General features: G+C 40.8%; 11 protein-coding genes. 4 read left to right on the top strand and 7 right to left on the bottom strand.

Annotated features, from left to right (window positions below; translation table 11 throughout):
• Nucleotides 1–62: 62 nt before the first annotated feature.
• The 3 genes from B4Z90_RS17435 to B4Z90_RS17425 form a co-directional block, all read right to left on the bottom strand.
• Entirely contained in the window at nucleotides 63–779 is a 717-nt protein-coding gene (locus B4Z90_RS17435; RefSeq protein ID WP_112375064.1) for a DUF4198 domain-containing protein, read from the bottom strand.
• A 389-nt stretch (nucleotides 780–1,168) separates the two neighbouring features.
• On the bottom strand, nucleotides 1,169–1,981 hold the full coding sequence (locus B4Z90_RS17430) for an MBL fold metallo-hydrolase (RefSeq protein ID WP_046672690.1): 813 nt from the start codon (nucleotides 1,979–1,981) through the stop codon (nucleotides 1,169–1,171).
• A 76-nt stretch (nucleotides 1,982–2,057) separates the two neighbouring features.
• Nucleotides 2,058–3,485 carry an L-serine ammonia-lyase gene (locus B4Z90_RS17425; protein WP_070561512.1) on the bottom strand — a complete coding sequence of 476 codons (1,428 nt, stop codon included), beginning with the start codon at nucleotides 3,483–3,485 and terminating at the stop codon, nucleotides 2,058–2,060.
• 215 nt (nucleotides 3,486–3,700) lie between these two features.
• Between B4Z90_RS17425 and B4Z90_RS17420 the strand changes: the two genes are divergently transcribed.
• Entirely contained in the window at nucleotides 3,701–5,248 is a 1,548-nt protein-coding gene (locus tag B4Z90_RS17420; protein ID WP_070561357.1) for a glycoside hydrolase family 10 protein, read from the top strand.
• Nucleotides 5,249–5,344: 96 nt separating this feature from the next.
• Here B4Z90_RS17420 and B4Z90_RS17415 read toward each other — a convergent pair whose 3' ends face one another.
• Both B4Z90_RS17415 and B4Z90_RS17410 read right to left on the bottom strand, forming a co-directional pair.
• Nucleotides 5,345–7,051, bottom strand: a complete 1,707-nt coding sequence (locus tag B4Z90_RS17415; RefSeq protein ID WP_115046411.1) for a glycoside hydrolase family 3 protein — start codon at nucleotides 7,049–7,051, stop codon at nucleotides 5,345–5,347.
• A gap of 305 nt (nucleotides 7,052–7,356) precedes the next feature.
• Entirely contained in the window at nucleotides 7,357–7,899 is a 543-nt protein-coding gene (locus B4Z90_RS17410; RefSeq protein WP_070561361.1) for a TetR/AcrR family transcriptional regulator, read from the bottom strand.
• 218 nt (nucleotides 7,900–8,117) lie between these two features.
• On the opposite strand from B4Z90_RS17410, the gene B4Z90_RS17405 reads away from it, so the two are divergent.
• Complete coding sequence (locus B4Z90_RS17405) at nucleotides 8,118–10,859, top strand: outer membrane beta-barrel protein (protein ID WP_112375065.1); 2,742 nt, start codon at nucleotides 8,118–8,120, stop codon at nucleotides 10,857–10,859.
• Between the two features lie 63 nt (nucleotides 10,860–10,922).
• On the opposite strand, the gene B4Z90_RS17400 is transcribed toward B4Z90_RS17405, so the two are convergent.
• Complete coding sequence (locus tag B4Z90_RS17400; RefSeq protein WP_070561365.1) at nucleotides 10,923–11,597, bottom strand: response regulator transcription factor; 675 nt, start codon at nucleotides 11,595–11,597, stop codon at nucleotides 10,923–10,925.
• 121 nt (nucleotides 11,598–11,718) lie between these two features.
• Entirely contained in the window at nucleotides 11,719–13,155 is a 1,437-nt protein-coding gene (locus tag B4Z90_RS17395) for a sensor histidine kinase (protein ID WP_112375066.1), read from the bottom strand.
• A gap of 119 nt (nucleotides 13,156–13,274) precedes the next feature.
• Between B4Z90_RS17395 and B4Z90_RS17390 the strand changes: the two genes are divergently transcribed.
• Together B4Z90_RS17390 and B4Z90_RS17385 are read left to right on the top strand one after the other, a co-directional pair.
• The gene (locus B4Z90_RS17390) at nucleotides 13,275–14,651 is read left to right on the top strand and encodes a DUF4270 family protein (protein WP_070561369.1); all 1,377 of its coding nucleotides are present in this window, start codon (nucleotides 13,275–13,277) and stop codon (nucleotides 14,649–14,651) included.
• A gap of 3 nt (nucleotides 14,652–14,654) precedes the next feature.
• Nucleotides 14,655–15,677 (top strand): Kelch repeat-containing protein, encoded by a 1,023-nt coding sequence (locus B4Z90_RS17385; protein ID WP_046672697.1) that lies wholly within the window; start codon nucleotides 14,655–14,657, stop codon nucleotides 15,675–15,677.
• Nucleotides 15,678–16,139: the final 462 nt, after the last annotated feature.

Genomic DNA, 16,139 nt, shown 5'->3' with positions numbered 1-16,139 from the left:
GACCCATTGGTGTTGCCATCGTTTCAGATTAGACCCTTATGCTGTCTGCGCTGTAGCTGCGGTTATTTGACAGTAATGAAAGTCGTACTTCCCTGCCATGTCGAAGCATAGGCTTTCCCTTCATGTTCACCTGCAGTTTCAGCAAACGTACTTGCTTCCAAGACGTATGGACCAGCCCATATTGCGTCAAATGTCAGGATGCCATGCTCGTCCGCAACAAACTCTTTTCCCCAACCGGTAGTCGAAAAAACAGAAACTTTGGCCTGTGGAACAGCTTTGCCGAAGCTGGTGATCTTTGCTTGTATACGTTGCCCCTTTTTTGCGTTAGCCGCACCAAGCAACTCTATTTGCAATGGGCTTTTTACATTTTTATAATCGAGTGTTGCAGACTTTCCTACGATAACAGGCACTAAGGAAGAAAATTCATATTTCGTTTTACCGCCTAGATCTTTAGGTGCTTTAACAATGGATAGGAAATAGGTTCCGGCTGCTGTAGGTTGGAATGAACCGCTAAAGTGATCGCCTTGATTCGTCAATTGAAGCTTGACGGGTTCCTGTCCCGGGACATGCAACATTAATGAGAAGTCCTTCATGTCGGAGTACCATTTGTCGACCTGATCTCTTTCATTCGTTGCAAACTCGCCGTAATATACCTTGACTTCATGGGATTGGTTTAACGTTCCATAAGAAGATGATTCAATCCAAAGGGCATGGGCATGACTAGTATGACTACACAGTAATACCGTAAGGAATGTAAAAAATGAAATTAAAATTTTCATAATATGTTGATTGATGTTTAGTTTTCTTCAACTTATTATGGGAGAATTTGCAGGTTTTGCATATGCTTAACAACGAATAAAATAATAAAATTCGTTATCTTGCAAGTTCTTCCATATCGTATATCGGGAGTAACTGACACAGCGTGCTGTTTCAGTCATCTACATGCAGTTGCCGCTGTATGTAGATTAACGCCATGTGATAGATTGCCGTCTATTACATGGTGTTTTTTGTTTCTTGTTGTCCAAATAAGTATAAAAGATATTATTTAGACTGATTAAAAACAAAGCAAATATAACAGGAAATCTTTTTAAAACAACTAATTTTTTCATTTTACAGTATTCTTACGCTTTAACTGAAGAAATACAGCGAACAAAAAGAGCGTTGTTAGTTAGGAAGAGAGTGCGGAAAGGATTGAAAAAGATGCCACATGGTTTTCCAGCACAAGTTTCAGGTCGAATAATTCTGTTTCCTGGTAACGTGTCGCGACATGTAGCTGGATACGTTCGCAATGTGGTTCGAAAGTTTGCTGTACCAGATCGACGGTATTATTTTCGCCGGAGAGGTGAGTGAGGATAAGATGTTTAAGACGGTCGGTTTTGTAGGCGTTAAACAGTTCGACGGCAACACGATTTGACAAGTGTCCCCAACCACTGCTGATCCGATTTTTCAGAAAATAGGAATAGCGTCCTGTACGCAACATCTCCTCGTCATAATTTGATTCCAGGAGCAAAACATCCGAATGTTGAATAACATGCTGCACATTTTCGCAAGGTCGTCCAATATCTGTCAGGACACCGATATTGTATGTTCCATCTGAGACAAGAAAGCTGCAGGGTTCTTTGGCATCGTGATATTTGGGAATACCGTACACCTTAAGTCCTCCAATTTCAACAACCTCATCAGGAGAAATGATATGGACCAAATGGGATGGAAGATGCAAACGGGTGCCATCGTAACTTCCCTTGGTAATATAAACCGGTAAATTATATTTTTTGGCAAATACAGATAGGCCTCTAATATGATCAGAATGTTCATGGGTAATGAAAATTGCTTTGATCTGAGTCGGTAAAATACCCAGATTGTACATCCGCAGGTGTATATGCTTGCTGTTGATTCCAGCATCTATCAAGATAGCAGAATCATCTTTAGCGACATAATAACAGTTCCCATTACTTCCGGAGGCGATTGCACAATATTTCATTCGTTTATGCTCTTTATAAGAATAGATCTATTTTACCGCGTCAAAGATACGAAAAACGAGAAAACTTCGGCAGTCATTAACATTCCGGCAAACTCAATGGAATATTGACGGCCAATCCACCATCTGCTGTTTCCTTATATTTGGCATTCATATCCAAAGCAGTCTCCCACATAGTTTTAACCACTGTATCCAAACTTACTTTTGCTTTATCCGGATTCGATTGCAGTGCCAATTGTGCCGCAGTAATGGCTTTAATGGCTCCCATTGTGTTGCGTTCGATGCAAGGAATTTGTACCAGTCCACCGATTGGATCGCATGTCAATCCGAGGTGATGTTCCATGGCAATCTCGGCAGCCATCAGCACCTGGCGCTGTGATCCGCCGAGTACTTCTGTCAGCGCGCCGGCTGCCATCGCTGATGAAACGCCAATCTCGGCCTGACAACCGCCCATTGCGGCTGAAATGGTTGCATTTTTCTTAAATATCGATCCGATCTCGGATGCGGTAAGAATAAATTGGATAATTTTATTTTCAAGCATTCCGTCGTGGAAAGTAATGTAATATTGCAACACCGCTGGGATAACGCCTGAGGCCCCATTGGTAGGAGCTGTAACCACACGTCCGAAAGAGGCGTTCTCCTCATTTACGGCAAGTGCAAAACAACTTACCCAATCCAGAATATATTGAAAGTTTTGGCCGCCCTCGCGAATGGCCGCTACCCAGGACTCATAATCTTGATAACTTCGTCCCTGCATTAACTTCTTGTTTAGCTTGGCTGCTCTACGTTCGACATTTAAGCCCCCAGGTAATGTCCCGCCAGTATGACAGCCGCGGTAGATACATTCATGTATTGTTTTATAAATATTCAAAACGCCTGCCACGGTTTCACTTTCTTCACGCCATGCACATTCATTTTCAAGGACCAGCTCCGAGATTTTCAGACCCGTTTTCATCGTCCAATGCAAGAGTTCCTGTGCAGTATCGACAGGAAACGGAAGGTCCACTTCAGACAAAACACCTTCAGTATCATTTTCCTGCACCACAAAACCGCCACCTATCGAATAATAGGTTTCAGTAATTGCCTTACCATTGGATAGGAATGCCTGAAAGGTCACTGCGTTGGGGTGAAAAGGTAAACTTTCCGCGTATAGAAACAAGAGGTCTTCCGGATAGGAAAAAGGAATCGTCCGTTCGCCAGCGACTTCCAGTTCGCCAACTGTCTTAATATGCTCGACTTTGGGCATCACGCTATTGACATCAAAGGTAACCGGATCATCTCCACTTAGTCCCAGGAGCACAGCAATATCGGTACCATGTCCAGCACCGGTTTTGGCCAAAGAACCATACAGCAGGATTTTGACTTGTTCGACTTCATGCAAGACACCTTTTGACCTAAGAACAGCTGTAAATTGCTGGGCTGCACGCCAAGGTCCCAAGGTATGCGAACTCGAGGGCCCTATACCAATCTTAAACATGTCAAAAACGGATATTTGTTCTTTGCTCATAATCTTTTTTATTGTGATTAGCCGATCAAGCCATTGCTTTTGTGAAAACCGCATCTAAATTAGCACAAATAAAGTACAATGTTACTTGTATTTGCATTATTATCAATTTGAAAACCAAGCTCAGGTTCTTTTAACAAGTATCCAACAAACATCTTACATTTTTTAGGGAAAAAGTAAGAAATGCTTCCCTATCTTTGTTGGCTATAATTTATAGAATGACGGGAAAAACATATTTATATTCTTTTTTTACCATTGTTATCTGTTTATTTTCGATTAGAACGTATTCCCAGCAACTACCTAAGCGGGAGTTTCGTGGCGTGTGGGTTGCAACCATAGGTAATATTGACTGGCCATCTGTCAAAGCGGGCAATAATGTCGCACAGCAAAAACAGGAGTTTATTGATTTATTGGACCAGCACCGCAGCGCGGGACTGAATGCCATTATTTTGCAGGTACGTCCAGCTGCCGACGCATTTTACGCGAAGGGCAGAGAACCATGGAGTAGATATCTAACCGGGAAACAGGGATTACCACCTTCGCCATTTTATGACCCCTTGGAGTTTGCCATCACCGAGGCCCACAAGAGAGGAATGGAACTCCATGCCTGGTTCAATCCGTATCGTGCTTCCACAACATTAAATCCGGCTCATTTTTCGGATGAGCATATTACCAAGCGTCACCCGGAATGGTTCTTCACCTATGCTGGCAAGAAGCTTTTCAACCCCGGTATTCCGGAAGTTCGCAAATATATTATTGATGTCATCATGGATGTGGTCAAAAACTACGATGTAGATGGCATTCATTTCGATGATTATTTTTACCCCTATCCCGATAGCAGAAATACACCGGTACCGGATCAGATTACCTTTGGTCAATATAATAATGGGATCGAGAAAATTGACGACTGGCGACGCAACAATGTCAACGTACTGGTGCACGATCTTGGTGTTGCCATCAAAAAGATAAAACCATATGTCAAATATGGCATTAGTCCTTGTGGGGTATGGGACAACAAAGAAAATAACAGTGCCGGATCAGATACCCGTGGTCTTAGCGCTTACCGGGAACTGTATGCTGACGGTGTCAAATGGATGCAGGAAGGTTGGATCGATTATATCAATCCACAGATCTACTTTCCATTCAAAAATCGCGCAGCAGCCTATGAGATCTTGGTTGACTGGTGGCAGAAACACACCTATGGCCGTCACTTTTATGTCGGGCATGGAGCTTATCGTGTTACCGAAAATAAAATCGGCTGGACAGACCGTAGTCAGATCCCCAGACAGGTACGCCACTTAAGGGAGGAGCACGATGTGGAGGGAAGTATTTATTTCAGTTCCAAGTCACTCACGGACAATCTTGTTGGACTGCAGGATTCCATGCGAAATGACCTGTACCGTACACCGGCTTTACCCCCTACAATGCCTTGGTTAGATAGTATCCCACCCAATGCCCCCTTCGGTCTTCTGGTGAAAAATTCGGCCAATGGTAAAATGAATACCTTATTTTGGCAAAAACCCGATGTGGCCAATGATGGGGAGTCGGCTTATGGCTATGTGATCTATCGCTTCAACCTCGATGAAAAAGTAAACATTAAAGACCCTGGAAAAATCATTTTTATCACCTTTGATGGGGATAAGCTTCAATATACCGATGACGATATCAAACAGCATCAAAAGTATAAATATGTCGTGACGGCGATTGACCGTATGAAAAATGAAAGTAAGCCATCCGATAGCAGGTCCGCCCATGAAGAGATTTAAGTGTTGCTAAAAAAAATACCCCTTCCGAAATGGCTTTGCAATTGCAGGAGGGCCATTTTTGGAAGAGGTACCGTGTTGGTGTGATTTTATAATGCTTTATTTCCCCTGTCCGTATTTAAATTTTTTGTTTATCGTAACAGGGAGTTTTCCTTTCGGCGTATTTTGCCCTAAAATAGTTTTCACTGCCGCTTTCTGCATGAAAGCATCATTTTGATAGGCCAGCAAAATTGTTTTTGCTTTTTTGGATGCTTCAAATCCATCCACAGCATAGGCATTGGTAAATAAAGTCAGGATTGATTTTTTTGCAAATTTCTTCATCAGGCCCTGAACATCTTTATTTAATACCATGGTCGGACGTGGACGAAGTCTCGTATCGTGTACGGCAATAATAAATTGTTTGTTCTTCTTGATTTCTTTGGTAAGACGTTTGATATCTTCCTTACTTGTGCTATCCGTGATGAAATATTGTGTTTCATTTGTGAGTGCACTAGCCAATTCATTTTGGAAGGTCTGATTGGCTGTAATACCAATGTTGATAATAGCCGTAGGTAAATCCTTTTTGAAGGATTTTAATTTTTCTGTCGAGTTCAAAGCGGTGATCGCTGCATCGGACAGTTCGTCAATGAGTTGAACAGCTGAAGCACGATGTAAATCATGGTATAGATTCTGTTGTACAGTTGCCTGATATTTATCTAAACCAAGCCAGAGCTTAGCGGCAAGCACTCGTTTTACCCGCGCATCAATATCGGCCTGCGTGATACGTCCTTCTTCAATAGCTTTTACAATCAAATCGATCGCACGCTTGCTATTCTCCGACACTTCAAGTAAATCATGCCCTGCGATAATCGCCTGTACGTCGGCTTCTCCATTTGGAAAAAACTTCTTTACACCTTTCATGTCCATTGCATCAGTAACTGTTAGTCCTTTAAAGCCAAGTTCATTACGCAAAAGATCGGTTACAACCTTTTTAGAGATGGAAGATGGCATATTAGGCGTGTCATCTAAACTCGGAATATTCATGTGGGCCACCATAACAGCAGGTGCACCGGCTTTAATAAGCTCTTTGAACGGATACAACTCCAGGGTATCCAAACGTTTTTTGTCGAAAGGTAGTTGCGGCAGATCATAATGAGAATCCACATCTGTATCGCCATGCCCCGGGAAGTGTTTAATGGAAGCCAGGATACCACCATCCACCATACCGTCCATATACGCTTTAGCTTTCTGGGTTACATTATATTTATTATCACCGAAGGAGCGGATACCGATAACGGGATTTTTAGGGTTATTGTTGATATCCACATCAGGGGCAAAATTGAAATGCATACCTATACGTTGGAAGTCTAAAGCAACCTCACGTCCCATGCGATAAATCAGCTGATTATCCTGAACGGCCCCTAAAGTCATCTGATAAGGGAACGACAAAGTAGAATCTGGCATACGCATGCCTAATCCCCACTCGCCATCAAATGTCACCATCAATGGGACCTTGGACAGGGATTGATACCGATTGAACATATCAACATGGCGGACAGGACCGCCCTGAAAAACAACGAGACCGCCCAAATGTTGGTCCTGTATAACCTGAGCTACGGAGTCAATATATTTCTGTCCTAAATTGGTGTGTGCCCTAACCAAAAATAACTGTGCAACTTTTTCTTTTGGCGTCAACGTATTGAATACCGCATCGACCCATGCATGCTGGGAGTTGATGTATTTCACAAAATCTTTTTTGTCCTGAGCTTTCAAAAAAGAAATTGTGCCGACTAATGCCAATATTCCCAGACCGAGTTTTTTGAACATAAATTAGTTTGTATAATGTATTTAAAATAGAAATACTAAGGACGTTATTATTTTGGACAATATGAAATTGTTTTTGCAACAATTTCATATAAACACGCATAAAACAGCAATTCGTAAGGTGCAGAGCTGAAATATACCGCATGTCAATTGGTGGGAGCAATACTAACACTTAATATATAGAAAAATAACAGCGCCGGAATACAACTGCCATCCAACGATTACAATTCAATTATCGGTTTGATAAGCACGAAAGAACTTTATCAAGGAATAGATGTTTAGAAAAGACTATAATTCAGCTTTTTAAGCTAAATCAGGTTATATTTTTTCTCTAGAAACAGCGTCAACTCCATCACATTTTCCAATTCACCTATCGCTTCCTTTTTCCACAGCTTGTCGATAATCAACAAGAGAAATTGTGTTTCGAGATCTGGATTTTCATAGTTCAGATCTTCAAAAGCACGATGGATAATGGGCTGCACAGGCTTCATAAACTGCTCGTGCTGTTGTTTGGAAAAGGGGTGATGAGACAAACGCTCCTGCAATTTCCAAAATAAGGGTTCCGCGGTAACCAATTTATTGGGTAGATTGATCATGGTGCGCAGAAATTCCTTTGGTTCACGATAGGTCATCATTCCGCGGTGGTGCGTAAGAACCTTACGATAACCTGATTTAATCAAATAAACCAACAGTGCGTCTTTATTCCCAAAATGTTTAAAGATTAATGCTTCGGAAACTCCTGCATTTTGGGCAATCGTTTTGGTAGAGGTATTCGTATAGCCTTGATCTGAAAAAAGCAACAAGGCTTCTTTCATAATACGCTCTTTTCTACTCAAAACACTTTCTTTCATCTTTTATTTTTTTAATCTATATCCGCATATCACTCGATCGTTATACGGACTTGTTCAGTTGATTTTATAATTCTACTGCAAATATATCTAATCTTTCCATTCACTTGGGGTTATTGTAACTAAAATGATAATAATTCGTAACAAATAGTGCCATATTTTTGGGAAATAAAATTATATAACCGTCAACAACACATTAAAACACATTTGCACCTCGACCGATGAAGATCAAACTTTGGACCATCTTGTTCTTTTCTATCTGCTTATCGCTATTGGGGAAAAACGGGCAAGCCCAACAGTATATTACGGGCAAGCTGCTTGACAATACGACTTCGCAGCCTATCAGAGGTGCAAGCATCACCATTATAGCGGTAAAAGATTCCAGTAAAGTCCAGGTTCCGACAGACATTTTGGGCAGATTCAGCAGCAGTACACTTCCCAACGGAGATTATTTGGTCAGTACACAGCCGATGGGATACAGCATGGATCTTCGGCGTGTAAAACTAATCGGGCAAACAATCGATTTAATGTTTAAACTCACTAATGCCGAGATTGTACTGGATGAAATTAACATTTCTTCGAGCAGTATACAGGTTAAAGGAGATACGCTGGAGTTTGACACCAAGAAATATATCACGCAGGATTTTGCAGATGCTGACGAATTGGTCAAACAGATTCCTGGTGTTGAAATTGATGAAGATGGCAATGTAAAAGCGCAGGGCGAGCCTGTCAATAAGATTATTATTGATGGTCGGGAGTTTTTTAGCACCGATCCTAAGATTGCCCTAAAAAACCTTCCGGCCGATGTTATCGCCAAGATCCAAATTATCGATGACAAAACCGAGCAGGCCAAGTTTAGTGGTTTTGACGATGGAAAACGCATGAAAGTGATCAATATTGTCACCAAGCCTGATAAAAGAAAATCCTATTTTGGCAAGCTCTCCGGAGGTGCGGGTCCCGACCGAAAATATGCCGTCAATACACAGGTAACCAAAATGAACCCCAAACGGCAATATTCAATTGACATCAATACCAACAATGTTAATCAGCCCAATGGTTTTGCGACCCGCGGAAACACCAGAGGACGTACCGGACAAGGGGTGACGACGCGCTTTAACGCCGGTTTCAACTACTTGGATCGCTTTTTCGATGACCGCATGGACTTCAATGCGAATTATACCTACAACTATACGGACAATAACATCGTCAGCCAAAATAAAACAGAATATACGGCAGGTAACCGGGCCAACCAAATCAACAATCAAGATCAATTAAACAGTACTTACGACAACAATCATGCTTTCTCTATCCGCGCAAACTGGAAGATAGATTCGATTCAGAAACTGGACTTTCAGCCTAATTTCTCCTATCAAAGTAACGATAGGAATACAAGTTCCACAGGCAATACCTTGTTAAATCTAGCAGAAATGCTGAATAGTTCCGACCGCAGGAATAAGAGCTTTGGAGAAAACTTCAACTGGAGCGGAGACCTCACTTACATGCGGAGACTCAACAAACCTGGGCGCACGATCAGTTTTAATTTCAATGGCTCATTTAACAGCAACAAGAGTCATGCGGAAAATTTTGCACTAAACTCTTATTATAAAGAGGGCTTATTCAGCCGGGTCGACACCGTCAACAATAGGAACTATACCATGGGTGACAATAACGGCTTTCGCTCAAAGATAGCCTATACCGAGATGCTCGGTAAGTATTCCCGGTTGCAAGGGAATTATACTTTTCGGAATACGGCACGCTATTCGGACCGCAGGACCTATGAATTTCTAGCCGAAACAGGCCAGCTAGGGGAATTAAAAAATCGTCTTTCCAATGAATTCCGGAATGATTTTGTTTACCATAGTGGTGGGGTTTCCTACTTATTTAACAAAAAGGATAGCATAAGATTTCAGATTGGTTTAGATTATCAGACGGCTTCACAGGTCAATGATAAATTGTTTCCGAATATACTGACCACAAAAAGCCGCTTCAATAGCCTACTACCTAACCTCAACTTCCAATATAATTTCAATAAGGATACTCGGGTCGAGTTTCGGTATAATGCAAAGACAAATACCCCTTCCATCGAGCAATTGCAAGATTTTATAGACAATCAAAATCCACTACGCATTAGCTCGGGAAATCCGGATCTTAAGCAAGAATATGACCATAACCTTGTGGTACAATTTAGATCGATCAATAAAGGCTCGGGCAGAAGTTTCACCTCTGACATTACAGCAGATTTTATTGAACATAAAATCTCCAATACCATTTTCACCACAGATTCAGCATTTACGATCGCAGCGGATGTTATACTCGGGCCTGGTGGGCAATACATCAGGCCCGAAAATTTCAATGGGGTCTATAATCTCAAATGGCAAAATAGCCTTGGATACCGCCTTGAACCATGGAAACTTAACTTCAACCTAAACAATAACCTCTATTTCAACCAGAATTACACCTTATTGAATCTCGAAAAGGTCAATGCGCAAACGTACGGCCTGAGTCAACGGGTCGGTGTAAACACGGCATTCAGTAAGGATGTCATTATCGGACTGGATTACAATGGAAACATCGCCTTCTCCAAGAACTCAGCCAGCGAAAAATCGAATTATTCGGTCTATAAACATACCATTGGTAATTCCATTGCATTGACTTTATTAAAAACTTGGACGCTCAATTCAACGTTCAACTACCTTTACAATGGCAGCATCCTGAATTCACCAAGTACGACAAGTTTGTTGTGGAATGTCTCTATCGGCAAGAAATTGTTCAAACGTAGGAATGCCGAGATCAATCTCACGGTATTTGATCTATTTAATGACAATAAAAACATCAATCAGCAGGTCAATGATCTTTGGGTACGTGTATCCCAATCAAATGCAATAACACGCTACGCCATATTAAGTTTTACCTACCATATTCGGGGACTCGGCAGAAAAGGAGAAATGAAAACCCGTCGTTAATATGCACCATTGCCAATCCACGTGGAACACTCCGATCAATCAATCAATCAATCAATCAATCAATCAATCAACAGTAAGCATATAGCCAACTCCTCTGACATTGGTAATCTTGATGCGGTCATCCTGACTGAGGTATTTTCGTATCCGGCTGATAAACACATCCAAGCTTCGTCCCGTAAAATATTTATCATGACTCCAATAGGCTCGCATGATATCCTCGCGTGGGATGACCTTATCTTTTTGTTCGTATAACTTCCGCAGCAGCTCACTTTCACGGAAAGACAGCTTAAGCACCTCACCTTGATAGGTCAACTGATGTTTTAGGCTATCGAGGCTATAGTCTCCTATCATCAGCTTTTGGCCGAACAGCATTTTGGGGCTATTTTTTAACAGGGACTCTATCCGCACAACCAATTCTTCAATCTTAAACGGTTTTTTGACGTAATCGTCTCCGCCCAAACGAAATCCCTTTACAACATCCTCTGTCTGCACTTTGGCCGTCAAGAAGATAATGGGTATCTGCGTGTCTGATTCGCGTATTTTTGTTGCCAATGTAAAGCCATCCATCACGGGCATCATGACATCTACGACCAAAATATCCGGCCGAGCCGCTGTAAATGCTTCCAAGGCTTCATGACCATTGCTACAATGGGTGACATTAAATCCATTCGCCTCCAGGCTATCGGCAACGATCATCCCAAGACTTGGCTCATCTTCTACATATAAAATTTCAATCATAGCGTTGTCATTCAATCAAAATATATTTCGGCTTTGTTTCTAAGAAATCTTTAGCATAAATCAGCCTAATTACTGTCCGATAAACGGCCCTATTTTCTTTCTGAAATATAAATATTGCTTTTTATTTGTAAGGTAATCGGATATTAAAGGTACTCCCTTTTTCCAGCTCACTGTCCACTGTGATCTTGCCCTCGTGCCTTTTTACAACCTGCTTGACATAAGCAAGCCCCAAGCCAAAACCCTTCACATCGTGCAGATTACCGGAAGGAACCCGAAAGAACATATCAAAGATTTGATTATGGTATTCTGCGGATATTCCGTTACCATTATCTGTAATACGAATATGGACATTTTCTTTCATTTCCTTCACTTCTACCTCGATATAAACGTGCTGTCCAGCATATTTTATCGCGTTTTCCAGTAAATTATTGATCACATTTTTTAAGTGGGCTTCATCGCCATTGATCCTTATCTCACTTGGAACGGCAATGAGCTTAAAGTCCACTTGCTTGGACTTATTCAGCTGCGCAACTTCAATGGCTCCTTTCACCATCGCGACAAGATCAAAATCAGAACGCTGCAGCACAATCCCTCTCGTTGCATCAATATCCATCTGAAGCACTTTTTCAATCATATTGGACAGATGCTCCAGTTCTTTTTTGGAGATATTCAGATAACGATTCATCTTTTCCCGGTCATCCTGCACACCATACAACTGTATCGCTTCTATAGCTGCCATCACAGTGGAAACCGGTGTTTTTAGTTCATGCGTCATGTTATCGACAAAGTTCTTACGCAGCTCGGCCATCTTATTTTGGTTGAGAATGGTTTTCATCAAATAGAAGAATGTCCCAAGCAGCAGTCCAATCAAAAGCAGTGAGATCAACAGCTGCCAACTTAAGCTATACAGCAAATACTTCCAATCCTCCTGAAACTTGATAACAAGAAATTCATTTTTTATGGGATTAACCATCATGGGTCTCGTCCAAGCAAGATTTGCTTCGCGGTATTTGCGTCGTACATCTTTGATTTGATCGTGTGGAATCGTGACAATAGCCATTTCAAATGGTACTGCTATGCTCTTATTGTTCAGGGATTCTTTAAACTTCCTTTCGATCAAATCCAGATTAGCTTTGTTCATCTCAAAGTCCCGGAACAGAAAGGGCGGGATAATTGCGCCTTGCCCTTCGCGGTCTTTGGGAAACATTTTCTCCCGCCTACTGTGGATCTCGCGATCAAATCGCTCGTTTTTAGGTCGTTCGGCGCTTACACGTTGTAAAGCCTTATCGAGTTCAGCAGCTGGCAATAAGCCCAGAAGCTCTCGTTTTACATCTTGGAGGAGGCGATTCCGATCAGCCTCGGGGCCATCTAACTTCCGATCACCATTGCGCGCTTGGTATGCCTCCTGAACAGCATTGAAGAGTGAACGCTCTGCGGTAGAAAGGAACAGGTCGCGACGATTGGTATAACTTCCATAAAGCCAAAAGCCTAGCACTACAGTAATTCCTGCCCCTATTAAAACGATCAAACTGATCAGTAATTTAAATCTTCTACCCATAACTAAAACAAATTTAAATTACTAGATTTGCAATCGCTGTGGTAATTAACCATATTTAACAAAATATAACACTGATTAACAGTTCGCATTGATTACTTTTGCACTATTCAAAAATTAATATGATTAAAGACTTTAAGAGACGTAGTATTCAACTTTTACTTCCACTTTTTACATTGGCCGCTTTTGTTGGTTGTAATAAAGACATTTCGCTCTCATTGGATAGTTCAAGAGATGAAACAATCGGTTTAGTACCAATTGATACGGTTTCCGCCAAAGTTTCGACTTATCAATTGGACGATATTCCGACTTCTGCTACTGGAACAATGCTCGTAGGAAAGAATAGCAATGCTGTTACGGGTAGCATGAAGTCTACAGCTTATATGCGCCTAGGAGTAGGAACGATAAGTAATGCTTCTATACCTGATGATGCTACCTTGGATTCTGTAACCTTGGTATTAAAGCCAAACAAATATTTTTACGGTGATACAACGAAAGTACAAAAGATAGCAGTACACCGTGTCACAGAAGAAATTACGCAAACACAGATTGATTTAACCAAACCTGTTGATGAACGTCCTGTTTTTGTAAGTTCAGCAGCGATATTCAGTAAACAAAAGTTTGCCTATGAAAATACCCCACTGGCACAACTTTCCTTTAAACCGCGTATACAATCGGCAGATTCCTTATTTTTTAGATTCAACAACAGCATTAGCAATGAGTTGTTTACAATGATCAAAAATAATGATAACCGAATTCAAAATAGTACAAGTTTCCAAGAGTATTTCAAAGGATTGGCACTTGTCCCTGACAATAGCAATACGGCAGTTATTGGATTCAAAGACACTGTATTTTTACAGGTCCATTATTCATTCCTGAATAATGAAGGAACAAAATCCGTTGGCAAACAATATTTTTCCATTGATAACAAGGCTTATCAGTATAATCAAATTGAAGCAGATCGCTCTGCAACAAAATTTGCGCCGATGACCATAAAAAATCCGCAACTTGCAAGTCAACAAACTGATGGAAATGTATTTTTAGAAGGCTCAACTGGTGTTGTAGCAAAAATTGAATTTCCAACGTTATTAGAATTGGTGAACAATCCATCCATTGCAATCAATAAAGCGGAACTGATCATCGAGGTAGAAAATGGAGCCAAAACAAATTTTGCGCAACCCAAGAATGTAATTTTGATGATTGCCAGTCCAAACGGGAACCCAATTAGTATGTTATTAACACCCTATGCGACTGATTCTAGAAGTGTGCAAGCACCTACATTAGTTCCTGGCGATGATTTTGGTTCCAATGGAAAATATACATTCAATCTGATTGAATATTTGACAAAAATTAAAACAACAGCATACAAAAACACTTCATTATATCTATCTTTACCGACATCGAGTTTGTTTTCAACTGGAGACAGGTTAATATTGGCAAAAGATAATGAGAATGATCCGAAAATTAAATTAAACATCCTTTATACTAAATTTCAATAATTTATGAACAAGAAAAATTGGCTACTCGTTTTATTAGCTTTTGTATTTACAGTTACAACTATCTCTTCTTGTAAAAAAAGTGACGACAGCACAACCAAATCAGATGAATGGTTTGCAAAAGCTGCTTTTAAAGGGCCACAAACTTCATCTGCTGCTAGCTTTTTGATAAATAACGTTGCATATGTCACTACTGGTCTAGCAAGTAATGCTGGTGGTAAACCATTCCGCGTGAAAGACACGTATGCGTATGACGCAGCATCAGATACTTGGGCTGAAAAAGCACCTTTCACAGGTGTTGAGAGAAACGGTGCCATCGGCTTTTCCATTGGTAATGTCGGTTATGTTGGTGGTGGAAATGACGGAACAAACAACCTAACAGATTTCTACAAATTTGACCCTACAGCTAACGGCGGAAAAGGTGCTTGGTCAAGCATTGCTCCACTTCCTATTGCTTTGTCTAATGCAGTAGCTTTTACTTTAAACGGTGCGGCTTATGTTGGAACCGGTGAAACTGTAGTTAGTGGTGGAACAACAAATACCAATGAGTTTTACAAATATGATCCTGCTGCTAATACTTGGCAAGCAATTAGTGATGCTCCTTTTTCAGCGAAAAGAAAAGCAGCTTTCTCTTTTGTTGTCAATAATGTAGCCTATGTAGGTGGTGGTATTTCTAACGGTTCTTACCCAAAAGATTTCTATAAATTTGATGGTAGCAAATGGACTAAATTGAACGATATCAATAGAGCTGATAATTCATATACGTACGATTTGACTCGTTCAAATGCCTCTGCGTTCGCGATCAATGGTACACCATTCGTTGTTGGTGGTTACAAAAATGCAGTAATCAATAGTACATGGAAATATAATATTTCTGGTGACTACTGGACAAATGATAACGGCGCTTTCGCTGGTTCAGCACGCCAAGATGCTGTTGGTTTCGCTGTAGGAAACAACGGTTACATCACGACTGGACTTAACGGTTCATCTCGTTTTGACGATACTTGGATGTTTACTCCGATTTATTAATCGAAATTAAATCAATATAAAAAAAGGAATGGAGTTTCAAACTTCATTCCTTTTTTTGCTTTAACTATTTTGCTCCTACTGGTTCAAAGGGGTTTTTAGTTTCCTTTTATAACTGCCTATTCTAGCGAAATCAGCCAACAATAATAGCATACACCCATCAGCTATATTGATGTCGGGTAAACTCTGCTCTTCTTTATTAGAGAGGCACGCTCCCGGAGATCTGCTCGCCATAATGTTTCATTCACTCCATACACTTCTAAAAGCGATCTGTCTCAGCCCTTGAGGCATCATTATACAAAAGATTGAATTGCATGCCTCATACGATAACATCCATACTTCAAAAAAGAATGGGGCCAATAAAAAAGAAAATGCTCAAAAAGCCAAATCAGACCCGTTGAGAATTGAATCTCTAAAATGATGTGGCAGCGGAATACGTATAAAATTGCATGAAAAAGGGGGTAT

The sequence above is a fragment of the Sphingobacterium sp. UBA5639 genome (assembly GCF_002421245.1).
Classification (GTDB): Bacteria; Bacteroidota; Bacteroidia; order Sphingobacteriales; family Sphingobacteriaceae; genus Sphingobacterium; species Sphingobacterium multivorum.
The sequence above is the reverse complement of the archived record's forward strand: the minus strand, read 5'-3'. Positions and strand labels throughout refer to the sequence as shown.